This is a genomic window from Litorimonas haliclonae (assembly GCF_965138505.1).
Taxonomy (GTDB): Bacteria; Pseudomonadota; Alphaproteobacteria; order Caulobacterales; family Maricaulaceae; genus Litorimonas; species Litorimonas haliclonae.
Genome location: NZ_CBCSCO010000003.1, coordinates 346,433 through 360,631 on the forward strand (window position 1 = coordinate 346,433; position 14,199 = coordinate 360,631).

Sequence of the window (14,199 nt, forward strand, 5' to 3'; positions counted from 1 at the left end):
ATGGAGCGCTTCTACTGGTCAGGTTTATCGGAAGAGATGCGTGAAAGCGCCCTCTCCCGCCCCGCAGCTATTGGGGATGACAAATTGGTCGCGTCCGTACGAGAGATAATGGCAGGCGTGAAATCCGGCGGTGATAAAGCGGTTAGTAATTACACGGCTAAATTTGACGGCGTGAAATCCGAAACTCACCTCATTCCGGCAGAAGAACTGGAGGCGGCTTGGGAGGCCCTGCCCGATGCCGATAAGACAGCCATTGAGACAGCTAAAAGCAATATTGAGCAGTTTCACCTTGCGCAAAGACCACAGGACATTTCCGTGAAGACGATGAAGGGTGTCTATTGCCGGAGGGAATCACGCGCCATTGGCACGGCTGGTCTCTATGTGCCAGGCGGAACTGCTCCCCTCGTCTCGACACTCTTAATGCTGGCTATCCCCGCTAAAGTCGCCGGCGTCCGCAACCGCATTGTCGTGACGCCGCCCGCTAAGGATGGGCATATCAACCAAGCCATTTTGGCGGCCGCCCATCGATGTGAAGTAACCGCCGTCTATGCCTGCGGAGGCGCGCAGGCTATTGCCGCACTCGCCTATGGCACGGAAACCATCCCCAAATGCGACAAGATATTTGGGCCCGGCAATGCTTGGGTCGCAACGGCGAAGTCCTTAGCAGCGCAGGAGCCGGGCGGGCCGGGTATTGATCTTCCGGCCGGACCATCAGAAGCCATGGTATTAGCAGGCCGGAAATCCAATGCGGTATTCGTGGCGTCTGATTTGCTCAGCCAGGCGGAGCATGACACTCTCGCACAAGTTGTTTGCGTCACGACTTCTCCGGACAAGGCACAAGAAATTGAAGACGCGGTGCAGGAACAGCTTCAGACTCTACCGCGCAAGGAGATCGCAGAACAAGCTCTTGAGTATGCGCGCATTATTATTGCCGATAGCCGCGCCGACGTAGTCGATATTGTGAATCGCTATGCCCCTGAGCATTTGATAATTCAGATGAAAGATCCAGAAATGCTCGTGCCGAAAATCCGGAATGTCGGGTCCATTTTTCTCGGGCCTTGGACGCCGGAGGCGGTCGGCGATTATGCAAGCGGGACAAACCATACCCTACCTACTTACGGCGCGGCGCGGGCTTATTCCGGTGTCACGCTGGAAAGTTTCATCAAGTACATCAGCGTACAGCGCCTGACCAAAAAGGGTTTGAAAAACCTCGGCCCTACAGTGGAGAGACTCGCGACAATGGAAGAGCTGGAAGCCCATAGACGGGCCGTCTCGCTCCGATTGGAGACGCTCAATGACTAAAACTGACTGGCCATATTCAATTGCCCGCAAAGCGGTGCTGGCGTTTGACAGCTATTCCGCCCGCGGCGGCAGTACGGACGCATTGCATCTAGATGCCAACGAGAACCCATATGCGCCTCCGCCGGTGACAGGTGTCGCGAATTATAACCGTTACCCTGAGCAGCAACCCCCTGCTCTACGGCAGCGTTTGGCGGATATTTATGGCACCAAGCCGGAGCGCATTCTAGTCGGGCGCGGCGCGGATGAAGGCATTGAAATCCTCCTTCGAACTTTTTGCGAGGACGGTCAGGACAGTATTTTGATTTGCCCGCCGACTTTTGGCTATTACAAGACCGTAGCGGATATTCAGGGCGCCAAAACTATCGAAGTACCGCTATCGGAAACCTATGAGTGGGATGTAGACGGCATTCATAAAGCCGCATCGGAGACGAAAAAGCTCAAGGCTATTTTCATTTGCTCGCCAAACAACCCGACTGGCAATGAAATCACCCGTAATTCTGTATTGGAATTGGCGAGAGCGTTTCCCGACACGTTTATCGTGGTTGACGAAGCTTATATTGAATTCTCTGAAAGTAAGAGCTTTATTGACGATATAACGGACTATCCCAACCTTGTGGTTCTGCGGACGCTGTCCAAAGCTTACGCTCTTGCCGGAGTGCGCGGCGGGTGCGCCATTGCAGATGAGCGGGTGATTGAGCTTATGCTTAAAGTCTTGCCGCCTTATCCTATCGCCAGACCTGTCGAAAAAGCGATTTTGAGCGCCCTCGCCCCAGCCGCGATGGGCGTTCATGCCGAACGTTTGACAGAAACCCTGGAAGAACGCGAGCGTATGGCGAAAGAGCTTAAAAAATCGCCTTTCGTAAAAACCGTTTATCCCTCTGCAGCAAACTTTTTGCTCTTAGAAGTGAAAGAGGATGAAGGTTTAATCAGAGAGCTGAGCAAGCGCGCTATTAAAATTCGCGATTATCGGTCGACAACAGGCCGGATGAGGATTTCTATTGGGTCTCCTGCTGAAAACACCTTGGCCTTGAAAGCCTTTGGAGTGGTTGCCGATGACAAAGCAGAACGTGTTGGAGAAACCTTTCGCACAACCAAAGAGACCGACATCGCCGTGCGCGTCAATTTGGATGACACGTCCAAGGTTGAAATTGAAACCGGGCTAGGTTTTTTCGATCATATGCTGGAGCAGATCGCCAAACATGGCGGGATGGGACTGCGTCTGACCTGTAAAGGCGATCTGGAAATTGATGCCCACCACACGGTAGAAGATACTGCCCTCGCCTTTGGCGAAGCGCTGCGTCAGGCCCTTGGGAATAAAGCGGGTATCGGACGATACGGCTTCGTGATGCCGATGGACGAAACCCAAGCCAAGGTCGCGATTGACCTCTCTGGCCGTCCGGCGGCCGTTTTCAAAGGCACTTTTCCAACTGACCATATTGGAGAGTTTCCTGTCGAGATGTGTCCGCACTTTTTTGAAAGCCTGGCGCAAAGCCTCGGCGCGGCGATCCACATTGATGTTCAGGGCGATAACTCACATCACATTGTTGAGGCCTGCTTTAAGGGGGTGGGGCGCGCGCTCCGTCCAGCTTTTGCCAAAACAGGAACGACTGAAATGCCGTCTACGAAAGGTATGTTAGCGTGAGCCTGATTATTATCGATACAGGCTGCGCAAACCTCTCTTCCGTTGCGTTTGCCTTTGGCCGTTTGGGTGTCGAGTCTGAGATTACGGCGGAGGCAAGCCGCATTCAGCAGGCGGAGCGTGTGGTGCTCCCCGGTGTCGGGAGCGCGCCTTATGCCATGCAAAAAATCCGGGATAGACAGCTCGTGCCTGTGGTAAGAAGCTTGAAACAGCCTTTATTAGGGATCTGCTTGGGGATGCAGCTTCTCTTTGAAACACTGGAAGAAGGCGATCAACGGGTTGAAGGTTTCGGCGTGGTCAAAGGTCATGTTGGGGCTTTGGACACTCATAGCAATCCAAGCCCGCATATGGGATGGAATACGCTCTCGACCGTAAAGAAAGATTCGCTCTTAAATGGGATTCAAGACGGTGAATACGCTTATTTTGTCCATTCCTTTGCGGCACCCATCGGCGATCACACCTTGATGAAATGCGACTACGGCACATCTTTCAGCGCGATTATTCGCCAAGACAATTTCAGGGGTTGCCAGTTTCACCCGGAACGCAGTAGTGCCACAGGCTCACGTATATTGAAGAATTTTTTGGACCTGCCCGCATGATTATCCCGGCTATTGATCTTATAAATGGACGTTGCGTTCGCCTGTATAAAGGCGACTTTAATCAACGTACCGATTATGACGAGGATCCAATCGACGTCGCTAAACGCTTTGCCGCAGAGGGCGCAGAGCGAATGCACATCGTGGATCTAGACGGCGCGAAGCACGGCAAGTCATCCCAGTCTGATTTGATTATGAAAATTGCCTCCGAAAGCGGACTAAAAGTTCAAACCGGTGGCGGAATCCGTGACCTTTCGCAGATTCAGCGGCTTCTTGATGGCGGTATAGACCGGGTTGTCGTCGGCTCTCTCTCCGTGACGAATCCGCAAATGGTCAAATTCTGGCTGAATGAAGTCACCCCTTCTAAAATTGTTGTCGCACTGGACGTGAATTTGGACGAGAACGGCGTGCCCTTCCCCGCAACACGAGGGTGGTTGGAAGCAGGAAAAAGGTCGCTTTGGGAGATACTGGATGATTATTCCGGATCTGGCCTGAACACAGTATTGATTACAGATATAGGCCGGGACGGCGTTTTGGGCGGATCAAACGTTGAACTTTATAAAGAAGTTCAGTCTAGTTATCCGACCTTGAATGTGATTACGTCCGGGGGCGTCGGGTCGATAAAGGATGTGAAAGCGCTTAAGGCCCTAAAACCCCACGGCATCATAATCGGCAAAGCGCTTTACGAAAATAAGCTCACGGTTGCAGACGCGGTCGCATGTTAGCGAGACGCATCATACCCTGTCTGGACGTGCGCGAAGGCCGCGTTGTCAAAGGCGTCCAATTTAAAAATCATGAGGACGTCGGCGGCATTCTAGATTTGGCTCTCAGATATCGAGATGCCGGAGCAGATGAGCTGGTTTTTTACGACATCACCGCCTCGGTTGATGATCGTTCTGTCAGCCCGGTTTGGGTAAAGAAAGTTTCACAAGTCCTTGATATTCCTTTCTGTGTTGCAGGGGGCATTAAAACTGTCGAAGCCGCGGGCGCGAGATTGGCTGCTGGCGCCGACAAGATCAGCATCAACTCTCCGGCTCTAATGAACCCCGGTCTGATTACCGAAATGAGCGATGCTTTTGGGCAGCAATGCATTGTCGTTGGAATTGATAGTTTTGAAGATGAAGGCACTTATCGCGTCCGTTCTCATACTGGCGACCCCAACAAACAACGTGAAACGGGACGCGAGACGCTCGCCTGGGTGAAAGAAGCGTGTGAGCGAGGCGCAGGCGAAATCGTACTCAATTGCATGAACCAAGACGGAGTCCGAAAGGGCTATGACATCAAGCAGCTCGCTGCTGTGAGAAAAGTATGCTCCGTACCTCTTATTGCAAGCGGCGGCGCAGGCGAGATTGTGCATTTTAAAGACGTGTTTGAACAGGCCAATGTAGACGGGGCGTTGGCGGCCAGCGTTTTTCATAAGAATGTTATTTCGATACCCACTTTAAAATCAGACTTATCCAAATCCGGGATAGCGATACGATTATGATGAACATTTCAGAACATATTGATTTTGCCAAAGGCGACGGCCTCGTCCCCGCCATTGTTCAGGATTCGCAAACCCTTCAAGTTCTAATGCTCGGCTATATGTCCAAAGAAAGCGTCGCTAAGACGTATGAGACAAACAAAGTGACGTTTTATAGTCGGTCGCGCAAGACACTTTGGACGAAAGGTGAAAGTAGCGGAAATTTCCTGAACCTAATTTCCATGACCGTTGATTGTGACAATGACACATTGCTGGTAATGGCAAATCCAGAAGGTCCAACCTGCCATACGGGCACGGTGTCTTGCTTTGGCGATCACGGCGCGAGCGGCGTGGGCTTTTTGGGACATCTCGATAATATCGTAAAAGGGCGGGTCGGAGCGTCTGAGGACGAGTCTTATACCGCAAAACTCCTCTCGGGGCCCCTGCGCCGCGCGGCGCAAAAAATCGGCGAAGAAGGCGTGGAAACAGCCCTCGCCGCTGTGGCGGAGGATGAGGAAGCGTTATTGGGCGAAAGTGCGGATTTGCTTTATCATCTGATTGTCTTGCTACGGGCAAAGGGGCTGTCGCTAACCGATGCGATTGAGGTGCTGCAAGGGCGGCATAAGTAAAGAATAACTTGTTCCCCGGCTTGACCGGGGATCCCCATCGCATATCCGTAAAGGTAACTACGACGCACCCCGCAAGAAGGCCCCCGATCAAGTCGGGGGACACAGTCATCAATATCTAAAAAACCTCATAGGTTTTATTGACCGGAAGCGGTTGCCATTTACCGTCAATGAAATGAATACCGCATTCAGTTTTATCTGAATGACGCCAACGCCCTGCCCTTGGGTCTTCACCTTCGGAGACCCGCGTCGTGCAAGGCTGACAGCCAATAGAGAGATAACCGAGGGCGAGCATAGGGTGCGGCGTCAGATCGTGGCGGCGCATATAAGCTGTCACGTCCTTGGCGCTCCAATAAGCCAGCGGATTGATTTTCACCTGATCTCCGCCGAGCTCCAATATCGGCATATCGGCCCGCTGGGGGGTCTGATATCGCTTTCGTCCCGTGATACGAGCGTCATATTGACGAATAACTTTATCCAGCGGCCGCACCTTGCGGAGGTCACAGCACGCATCCGGCGCGGATTGGTTAAGATCGCCTGTGGGGTCTTCGGCCTTCACTTCTTCCGGGTCAGGACGAATATTTTGAAAATTCGTCAGACCTAAGTCGTCAATAAGCATATCACGATAGGCTAAAGTCTCTCGGAAATGCTTACCAGTATCGAGAAAGATGATCGGCAGATCAGGTTCGATTTTAGAGACCATATGAAGGAGCACGGCAGAATCCGCGCCAAGAGAGGATGCCAATACTATCTGTCCCTCATAGGCCTCAATCGCTTTTTTTAATGCTCTCTCCGCTGAAAGCCCGTGATACGGGTCTTTGGAGGTTTCGGTCGTCCTAAACCCTGTCGGACGGGCGTCGAGGACACTCGTTGCAGGGCCGGACGGGACGGCATATCCCCGTTGGTAGGTCAGATCGAATTGATCCAACGCCTCAAACCAGCTTCCTTCCGTATGGCGCTGGAAAAGCTCAGCCTCTAACTTAACCGCATTATACCCGCATTGCATCGCGAAAGCATATTGATCCGGAATGAGTGGTCCCTCGGCAATAAGCTGGCCTGTAAAGCCAGCTCGTTTTCGCAGAAGTCGGCCTAATGAAAACCCTCGCCCGTCCGTAAAAGCAGGAAAGGACACAACAACCGTTCTCGCGCGCGGCAAATGCGGCTCAATATTTTCAAGAGATTCATCTCCGCCCACGCGCAATATATCAGCGCTGTTGTGCCCAGAAAACTCTTCGATAGAAATTATATTATCACTCGGCGGAGGCGATTGCGGCTGCCCGCCAGTGATTAAAACATCAGGCGTCGACATAGAGCACCTCCTTAAATGTTTCGACTCCGGCGCGGCGCACCGTGTCGATAAAACGTTCTTCGTTTTCACGAATTTCTATATAATGGTCGACCATGCGCTCGATGCCGTCGATAAGCTCTTCTTGGGAAAAGCCTGGCCCGGTAATTTGGCCGAGAGCCGTATTTTCTGACGGGTCACCGCCGATTTTAACTTGGTAAAATTCGACGCCGGCTTTCTCCAATCCAAGAATACCAATATGGCCGACATGATGGTGTCCGCAGGCATTGATGCAGCCTGAAATCTTGATCTGCATTTCGCCAATAACGGCTTGGCGTTCTGCGTCCCAAAATCGTTCGGCGATGGCTTGAGACACAGGAATAGATCTGGCCGTGGCAAGTGAACAAAAGTCCATACCGGGGCAACAGATAATATCTGTGATAAGTCCGATGTTACCCTCGGCCATTTTTGCCGCGACCAGTTTTTTATAGACGTTTTCCAACTCTTGAGTTTCTACATAAGGTAGAACAAGGTTTTGTTGATGCGTCGTGCGAATCTCGGAAAAGCTGAATTCATCCGCAAGGTCTGCAGCAATGCGCATCTGTTCAGATGTCACATCACCCGGCGCTCTTTCTTTCGGTTTCAAAGAGATATTAACGATGGAATAGCCCGGCGTTTTATTTTCAAGAACGTTATGTTTTAGCCAACGGGCAAAAGCCGGGTCGTCAGTCTTAACCTCAATATCTTTTAAATCTTTATAATCAGGCGGTGAGAAATACTGCGTTATACGGGCCACCTCTTCGGGCGAAACAGAAATATCGAGCGGAACAAGCTCTGCATATTCAGCTTCAACCTGAGTTCGGAAGTCTTCGATACCCGTTTCCTGAACTAAGATTTTAATGCGCGCTTTGAATTTATTATCGCGGCGACCATAGCGATTATAGATACGCAACGTCGCTTCTAAATATGGGAGCAACTCTACTCTTGGTAAGAAGTCCCTTAAAACCTGACCGATTACAGGCGTCCGCCCCAGACCGCCGCCGACATAAACGCGGTAGCCTATCTCGCCAGCGTCATTTTTGATGATTTCAAGTCCGATATCATGCGCGCGAATGAGGGCTCTATCCTTTTTAGATGCGATAACAGCAATCTTGAACTTACGCGGCAAAAAGGCAAATTCCGGGTGCAATGTGGACCATTGACGCAGGATTTCGCATGTCGGACGAGGATCTTCAATCTCATCCGCAATAGCGCCGGCGTAAGGGTCAGAGGTTACATTCCGAATGCAGTTGCCGGAGGTCTGAATGGCGTGCATTTCTACACTTGCTAATTCTTTGAGCATGTCTGGAACGTCCGTCAGCTCGGGCCAGTTAAACTGCACATTCTGACGAGTGGTGATGTGTCCATATCCCCGATCATATTTGTCTGCGAGGTCTGCCAGTTTCCGCATCTGCTTAGAGTTTAGTGTACCATAAGGCACAGCAACCCGCAGCATATAGGCGTGAAGCTGGAGGTAGAGACCGTTCATTAGACGCAGTGGACGAAACTCAGCCTCACTTAACGCGCCGCTCAATCGGCGTTCAACCTGCGCTTTGAATTGCGCAACACGAGAGGACACCATTTCGGCGTCAAATTCATCATATCTATACATGATTAGACCTTTTGAATATCAAGAGGAACAAGGGTGGCCGTGTCATAGCTGGGGCCTCTGACCCGGAATTTTTCGCGGTAGCGAACCGGAAGTCCTGACTCTGCTTCCACGTCTATGAAATACGGCGCAACAACGTCATTGGCGTGTTCGCTTTCTTCGCCGATGCTTTCCATTTTTCCAATGGTCTCATCGTCTTCCGTGATGAGCGCGTCGGAGTACTTCATTGACCAGTCAAACTCCGGTGTCAGCCAAACGCTAAGACCGTCGCGTAACGTATTCGCGGTCAGGGATTGAGGCCCCTTCCCTTTATGTTTTGCGGAACTCATGAGACAGCCTTTAGAATTTGGGTAACGTCAGCTCTATTAGCCGAATAACCGAGCATCAGAACGGCAGGGCCTTTAATCCCAGCTTGGATCATATCGTCAGCTAAGGAAGAGAGCGTAGTGCTAACGACTTCTTCCTCTGGACGCGTGGCGTTTTCTACCACTGTAACGGGCGTCTCTGCGCTGGCGCCATGAATGAGGAGGCGTCCCTGAATAAACCGAGACGCGCCGACCCCCATATAAACAACCGCGCGGGCGTCTGGCTTTGCTAGCGCCTTCCAGTCCTGCTCGGCATAACCTTTGGTGTCATGCCCGGTCAGGAAGGTCACGGAAGAATTTTTGCCGCGTGTTGTCAGGGACGCTCCGATTTCCGCCGCCGCGCCTGCCGCCGCGGTAATGCCGGGAACGATACGAAAAGCTATATCCGCATCGCGTAAGACATTTATCTCTTCGTCGGCGCGGCCAAAAATAAGTGGGTCGCCGCCTTTGAGGCGAACGACATGTAGTCCTTCGCGCGCTTTCTCGACAATTAAGGCGTTGATGTCGTCTTGCGTGACAGACGGTCCATTCGGTGTTTTTCCGACATATATATATTCAGCTTCGCGCCGCCCTAATTCGAGAACCTGCTGGCTGACCAGCCGATCATAGATAATCACATCGGCGCCGTGGAGGGACTGCTGCGCGGCAATAGTCAGAAGGTCTGGATTACCTGGCCCTGCGCCAACAAGGGCGACCTGCCCTGTCTTTTCCTCTGATGGATTTGAAAGCGCGCTTTCAACTGTATTTGTAAAACCCTCGGCGCCTAGTCTCAATTGATGAGAGAGGTCTTTTCCGCCAAATATTTTCGCCCAGAAACTCTGACGGTCAGACAGATTGGGTAGTTGCTTTTTGACCTTCGCTCTTAGCTTTTTCGTAAGCAAGGCGAGTTTTCCAAGGTCGGCCGGGAGACGCTTTTCCAAATCGGCTTTTAACGCCCGGGCAAGTCCGGGGGTCGTGCCTTCCGTTCCGATAGACACAAGAACTGGAGATCGATCCACGAGTGCAGGAGTAATAAAATCACAGGCTGATTTCTGATCTGCAGCATTGGCTAAAACACCCTGCTCGCGTGCCAGTTTAGCGATTTGGGCGTTTAGGCCGTCATCTTCGCTAGCGGCATAGACTAACCGCGCACCAGTTAAATCTGAGGCTTCAAAGGATTTTTGACGCCAGGTCAGACTCCCCTGCTCTGCCCAGCGGGATATCTCCAGGCTTATGTTCTCTGAGATCACTTCAAGACGCGCTTCCGTCTTTATTAGCGTACGCAATTTGGCTTCCGCCGCTTCGCCGCCGCCAAAGACGCGGATCGTCACGTCTTTCGTCTCTATATGTATTGGAAGGTATCGCATGTCTTCCGCCTCTGGTTTAAAAGGGTTTCAAAGCTCTCGCTTCTTGGCCCTTGCCTTACTTAGGTGTTCTATATATAGAACAAGGCGGACAAAATCTAGTCCAAGCGGAAAATAGTTTGCGTTAAATCTTCACAGAGACGTGAGGATAAGACAGGAAAGACCATGGCGAGACAAAAACGACAATATTGCCCTGAAACTAACGCTTTATCTGAGAAGCTAGGCCAGACAATCCTACGTTTGCGCACAGCGGATAAATTATCGTTAGGCGATTTATCAGAAATGTCTGGGGTGGCTAAGTCCATGATCAGCCAAATCGAGAAAAACGAAACAAATCCCTCGCTAGCGACTTTATCTCGGCTTAGCCTCGCTCTGAAAACTAGCGTCGAAGCTATGGTATCAGCGGATGAGAGTCAGGACGTCTTAATAGAAAAACTATTTGTACAGGATATCCCACTCCTTAAAAGTGAAGACGGTCTGTGTGAGCTCCGTATCATTGGCTCCGTCGACACATTGCAGTGGGTGCAGTGGTACGACTTTCGGGCGGAACCGGGCGGCATCCTTAAAAGCTCCCCCCACCCCGCGGGATCAGTCGAAAATCTGAGCATTCTTGCCGGAGAAGTGACCGTCGAAGTAGGCTCAAAAAGCTGGACGGCTAAAGCGGGAGAGACGATCCGCTACAGAGGAGACTTTGAACATAGTCTCACCAATACGGGGGACAAGCCCGCCCATGCCACAATGGTCAATATATTGGCCCATATGGTGCGCACTCAGGCCTTATAACTGTTCAACGCCATACTTCCTAAAACCTTGCGTCTCTGCAAAACTGCTTTATTGAGCCAGCATGACTTACCATTCCCACCTTGATACGTCAGTAAAAGCCGATTTTAGCCAAGCTTTGCTAGCCTCGCTCGCGCCGGGCGGCGGTTTGTGGATGCCGGACAGTCTGCCCTTTTATACTTCCGAACAGACTGCCAAATTGGGGGCCCTGCCGTTCTGGGCCTGCGCCGCTGAACTCGCTCAACATTCTATTGACGAAGCTTTTGACGAAACGGCTTTGAAGTCACTTTGCGAAGATGCGTATAATTTCCCGATTCCTATGAAAACGCTACAGGGGGCTGAATTGGATACGGCCATGACCGAAGTGGCGGATGAATATATTCTCGAACTTTTTCACGGACCGACTCTTGCGTTCAAGGATTTTGCTGCCCGGTTTATGGGACGCTCCGCCTCTGAGCTCATGAAATCTAAAGGGCAAACCCGTACGATTTTAGTGGCCACATCAGGTGATACAGGCGGCGCGGTCGGCGACGCTTTTCTAGATCAGGACGGAATCCGGGTCGTTATTCTTTACCCGGAAGGCGGGGTTAGCAAAGTTCAGCAACAGCAGCTCTGTACCATCGGGAAACATAACTCGAATGTTCAAGCCGTCAGCCTTCAGGGTACATTTGATGACTGCCAGCAACTCGTAAAAGATGCCTTTGCAGACAAAGGGTTAAGTGAAAAACATAACCTTATGTCGGCAAATTCAATCAATGTTGGCCGCGTTATTCCTCAAAGTTTTTATTATTTTTGGACATCGTTACAGATTAAAGCCGCTCATCCCGGCGTACCGATTGTGTATTCGATACCCTCGGGCAATTTGGGCAATTTAACAGGCGGAATTATTGCTAAGAAAATGGGGGCGCCGATCGATCGCTTTGTTGTCGGCAATAATACCAATGACCCGTTTGTTGACTATCTTAAAGACGGTGAATACCGACCGCGCCCATCTGTTCCAACGCTATCTAATGCGATGGATATTGGTCGCCCAAACAACTTCCCGCGTATTCTCGACCTTCTGGACAAAGATTTTGAAAAAGTTTCCGAACTTTGTTGGGGCGCTTCTTTTTCAGATGAAGAAACAGAACGCCATTTGCGCCGAATTTACAATAAAACCGGTTACATCATGTGCCCACATACCGCCGTTGGGCATCTGGCTATGGAAGCTTTCTCCAAAGATGTTGAACGCGATTTTATCAAGGTTACGGTTGCAACGGCCCACCCGGCTAAATTTGCCGATAGCGTCGAGCGGATTATCGATACTAAAATCGACCTACCTGACCCTTTGGCTAAAGCCATGAAACAGGAAAAACGCGTTACGTCCCTTGCTCCGACTCTTGACGCTCTGTCAGACTATCTTGGGTAAAACGTGAAACTGAGCCGCTCAGAATTCGAAACCAGATATAACTCAGGGAAATTGCGGCTGGCTTTTATCGGTATGTCTAATATCGGCAAAAGCTATACTGCCAAACGTGTGGCGGATCAGTTCGACTTTACTTTAATTGAGGTCGATAAACTGATTTGGGAAGAATTGGGTCATGACGACATGGCCAGCTTCGCGGAATGGCAAGGTCAGCCTTATTCGAAAGGCTATTCTGAACGCGAAGAAAAATCGATCAGTCTTGAAACTGCGGCAACTCGGAAAGCTCTTAGAATAAACGCCCCCAATACGATTCTCGATACAACGGGCAGCGTTATTTATACCGGAGACACCATCTTAAAAGAGCTTAGCCGTACGCATTATGTGGTTTATATACAAGCAACTGAGGACGCTTTAGAAAGGCTGAAGCTGCAATATTTTCAACAACCTAAACCCCTCATCTGGAAAAGCTATTTCGAACAAGTTCCGGGCCAGTCTGACAAGGACGCTGTTTTGGCCTCTTACCCAAAGCTTCTAGAAGCGCGCGCTGAAAGCTACGACGCTTTGGCTGATGCTGTTCTCTCAAGTGAGTATATCCTCAATTCGGCAGTGTCAGTCGAAGACATATTTAAAAACTTAAAGCCAGCCCTGTAAAAGCTTATCCTTTGCGAGTTCGCTCAGAAAACTGATGTGGTCATTCCGGATATTTAAGCACGGCACAGCCGTAAAGTTTTCGCCGCCCGCCTCCAGAAAGCTATCTCTCGCTTCAATCTTGATTTCTTCCAGCGTCTCCAGACAATCTGCGGCGAATCCCGGCATCATAACAGCCACATTTTTACCCCCCTGCGCGGGCAGGCTTTCGAGGGTTTTGTCCGTATAAGGACGCAGCCAGTCTTTCGGCCCAAAACGCGACTGAAAAGTCGAGTAAAGGAAGTCCTCTGAATAGCCTGTATTTTCTCGTAAAAGCTCCGTCGTTTTCAGACATTCCGCCTGGTATGGATCCCCCTTATCTACATAGCTTTGAGGGAGGCCGTGATATGACGTCAGCACGGCGTCGGGTTTCCAATCCAGCGTGTCCAAATGGTCCCGCAAACTGTTAGCCAGGCATTTAATGAACCCCTCCTCCCGGTAATAGTCCCGTAGGAAACGGATTTCCGGGATATCCATTCGGCCCTTGAGGGCTTTTGCAACCCCGTCAAACACTGAAGCCGTCGTCGCCCCCGCAAATTGCGGATAGAGAGGGAGTACTCCAATACGTGTGCAGCCTTTCGACATGAGGCTATCGATTGCAGACGAAATGGACGGGTTGCCATAGCGCATGGCTGCTTCGACATGGACAGAATCTTCAAAAATGCTTTGCACACCCGCCGTCTGCGCTTGCGTAATTCTGACAAGTGGTGCCGTTTCGACGAGCTCTTGCTTTTCGGAAAATTCGGGCTCGTTCCAAATGGATCGATAGGCCTTCGCAGACTTCGCAGGTCGCACTCGAAGAATGATGCCGTGCAATATAGGACACCATATCCACCGGGATGTATCAATTACCCGACGGTCATGTAAAAACTCAAACAGGTATTTCCGCGTCGCCTGAGGCGTAGCAGCGTCTGGCGACCCGAGATTTACCAGAATCAGTCCGGGTTTCGATGACATTAATAGGCTCCGTGGCTCATTTACCTTGACCAATACACGGACAGCATTGACCTTCTCGCGGGAGTGCTTACGAATAAGGCAAAAGTTTGGCTTGCCAAGATTAG

14 protein-coding genes are annotated in these 14,199 nt (G+C 50.9%); 9 read left to right on the forward strand and 5 right to left on the reverse strand.

The window, feature by feature from the left end; translation table 11 throughout:
* From hisD to hisIE, 6 genes are read left to right on the forward strand one after another with little or no spacing between them, the layout of a single operon-like run.
* Positions 1-1,302: a histidinol dehydrogenase gene (gene hisD, locus ACNA05_RS09000; RefSeq protein ID WP_415811129.1), complete on the forward strand. Its 1,302-nt coding sequence runs from the start codon at positions 1-3 to the stop codon at positions 1,300-1,302.
* Positions 1,295-2,944: a histidinol-phosphate transaminase gene (hisC, locus tag ACNA05_RS09005; protein WP_415811130.1), complete on the forward strand. Its 1,650-nt coding sequence runs from the start codon at positions 1,295-1,297 to the stop codon at positions 2,942-2,944. Before hisD ends, hisC begins: the two co-directional genes overlap by 8 nt.
* The gene (gene hisH / locus ACNA05_RS09010) at positions 2,941-3,540 is read left to right on the forward strand and encodes an imidazole glycerol phosphate synthase subunit HisH (protein WP_415811131.1); all 600 of its coding nucleotides are present in this window, start codon (positions 2,941-2,943) and stop codon (positions 3,538-3,540) included. The genes hisC and hisH overlap by 4 nt, the downstream gene beginning before the upstream one ends.
* On the forward strand, positions 3,537-4,262 hold the full coding sequence (gene hisA, locus ACNA05_RS09015) for a 1-(5-phosphoribosyl)-5-[(5-phosphoribosylamino)methylideneamino]imidazole-4-carboxamide isomerase (RefSeq protein ID WP_415811132.1): 726 nt from the start codon (positions 3,537-3,539) through the stop codon (positions 4,260-4,262). Before hisH ends, hisA begins: the two co-directional genes overlap by 4 nt.
* Positions 4,256-5,023, forward strand: a complete 768-nt coding sequence (gene hisF, locus ACNA05_RS09020; RefSeq protein WP_415811134.1) for an imidazole glycerol phosphate synthase subunit HisF — start codon at positions 4,256-4,258, stop codon at positions 5,021-5,023. Before hisA ends, hisF begins: the two co-directional genes overlap by 7 nt.
* On the forward strand, positions 5,023-5,628 hold the full coding sequence (gene hisIE / locus ACNA05_RS09025; protein WP_415811271.1) for a bifunctional phosphoribosyl-AMP cyclohydrolase/phosphoribosyl-ATP diphosphatase HisIE: 606 nt from the start codon (positions 5,023-5,025) through the stop codon (positions 5,626-5,628). The genes hisF and hisIE overlap by 1 nt, the downstream gene beginning before the upstream one ends.
* Positions 5,629-5,743: 115 nt before the next feature.
* On the opposite strand, the gene ACNA05_RS09030 is transcribed toward hisIE, so the two are convergent.
* From ACNA05_RS09030 to cysG, 4 genes are read right to left on the reverse strand one after another with little or no spacing between them, the layout of a single operon-like run.
* Positions 5,744-6,934 (reverse strand): phosphoadenylyl-sulfate reductase, encoded by a 1,191-nt coding sequence (locus ACNA05_RS09030; protein ID WP_415811135.1) that lies wholly within the window; start codon positions 6,932-6,934, stop codon positions 5,744-5,746.
* Positions 6,921-8,561 carry a nitrite/sulfite reductase gene (locus ACNA05_RS09035; RefSeq protein WP_415811136.1) on the reverse strand — a complete coding sequence of 547 codons (1,641 nt, stop codon included), beginning with the start codon at positions 8,559-8,561 and terminating at the stop codon, positions 6,921-6,923. Before ACNA05_RS09035 ends, ACNA05_RS09030 begins: the two co-directional genes overlap by 14 nt.
* Before the next feature lie 2 nt (positions 8,562-8,563).
* Entirely contained in the window at positions 8,564-8,887 is a 324-nt protein-coding gene (locus ACNA05_RS09040; RefSeq protein WP_415811138.1) for a DUF2849 domain-containing protein, read from the reverse strand.
* Positions 8,884-10,269: a siroheme synthase CysG gene (cysG, locus tag ACNA05_RS09045; protein ID WP_415811140.1), complete on the reverse strand. Its 1,386-nt coding sequence runs from the start codon at positions 10,267-10,269 to the stop codon at positions 8,884-8,886. The genes ACNA05_RS09040 and cysG overlap by 4 nt, the downstream gene beginning before the upstream one ends.
* Positions 10,270-10,431: 162 nt before the next feature.
* Between cysG and ACNA05_RS09050 the strand changes: the two genes are divergently transcribed.
* The 3 genes from ACNA05_RS09050 to ACNA05_RS09060 all read left to right on the forward strand — a co-directional run bounded on the left by ACNA05_RS09050 (position 10,432) and on the right by ACNA05_RS09060 (position 13,102).
* Entirely contained in the window at positions 10,432-11,049 is a 618-nt protein-coding gene (locus ACNA05_RS09050; protein ID WP_415811142.1) for a helix-turn-helix domain-containing protein, read from the forward strand.
* A 61-nt stretch (positions 11,050-11,110) separates the two neighbouring features.
* On the forward strand, positions 11,111-12,454 hold the full coding sequence (gene thrC / locus ACNA05_RS09055) for a threonine synthase (protein ID WP_415811144.1): 1,344 nt from the start codon (positions 11,111-11,113) through the stop codon (positions 12,452-12,454).
* A 3-nt stretch (positions 12,455-12,457) separates the two neighbouring features.
* Positions 12,458-13,102 (forward strand): shikimate kinase, encoded by a 645-nt coding sequence (locus ACNA05_RS09060; protein ID WP_415811146.1) that lies wholly within the window; start codon positions 12,458-12,460, stop codon positions 13,100-13,102.
* On the opposite strand, the gene hemH is transcribed toward ACNA05_RS09060, so the two are convergent.
* Positions 13,085-14,095 (reverse strand): ferrochelatase, encoded by a 1,011-nt coding sequence (hemH, locus tag ACNA05_RS09065; protein WP_415811147.1) that lies wholly within the window; start codon positions 14,093-14,095, stop codon positions 13,085-13,087. The genes ACNA05_RS09060 and hemH overlap by 18 nt on opposite strands.
* Positions 14,096-14,199 lie beyond the last annotated feature (104 nt).

Bases quoted from the DNA above. Each gene is read 5' to 3' on its own strand.
- ACNA05_RS09040 (WP_415811138.1), bottom strand. From the start codon at position 8,887: ATGAGTTCCGCAAAACATAAAGGGAAGGGGCCTCAATCCCTGACCGCG.
- ACNA05_RS09050 (WP_415811142.1), top strand. From the start codon at position 10,432: ATGGCGAGACAAAAACGACAATATTGCCCTGAAACTAACGCTTTATCT.
- ACNA05_RS09030 (WP_415811135.1), bottom strand. From the start codon at position 6,934: ATGTCGACGCCTGATGTTTTAATCACTGGCGGGCAGCCGCAATCGCCT.
- cysG (WP_415811140.1), bottom strand. From the start codon at position 10,269: ATGCGATACCTTCCAATACATATAGAGACGAAAGACGTGACGATCCGC.
- ACNA05_RS09035 (WP_415811136.1), bottom strand. From the start codon at position 8,561: ATGTATAGATATGATGAATTTGACGCCGAAATGGTGTCCTCTCGTGTT.
- hisIE (WP_415811271.1), top strand. From the start codon at position 5,023: ATGAACATTTCAGAACATATTGATTTTGCCAAAGGCGACGGCCTCGTC.
- thrC (WP_415811144.1), top strand. From the start codon at position 11,111: ATGACTTACCATTCCCACCTTGATACGTCAGTAAAAGCCGATTTTAGC.
- hisF (WP_415811134.1), top strand. From the start codon at position 4,256: ATGTTAGCGAGACGCATCATACCCTGTCTGGACGTGCGCGAAGGCCGC.
- hisD (WP_415811129.1), top strand. From the start codon at position 1: ATGGAGCGCTTCTACTGGTCAGGTTTATCGGAAGAGATGCGTGAAAGC.
- hisA (WP_415811132.1), top strand. From the start codon at position 3,537: ATGATTATCCCGGCTATTGATCTTATAAATGGACGTTGCGTTCGCCTG.
- hemH (WP_415811147.1), bottom strand. From the start codon at position 14,095: ATGTCATCGAAACCCGGACTGATTCTGGTAAATCTCGGGTCGCCAGAC.
- hisC (WP_415811130.1), top strand. From the start codon at position 1,295: ATGACTAAAACTGACTGGCCATATTCAATTGCCCGCAAAGCGGTGCTG.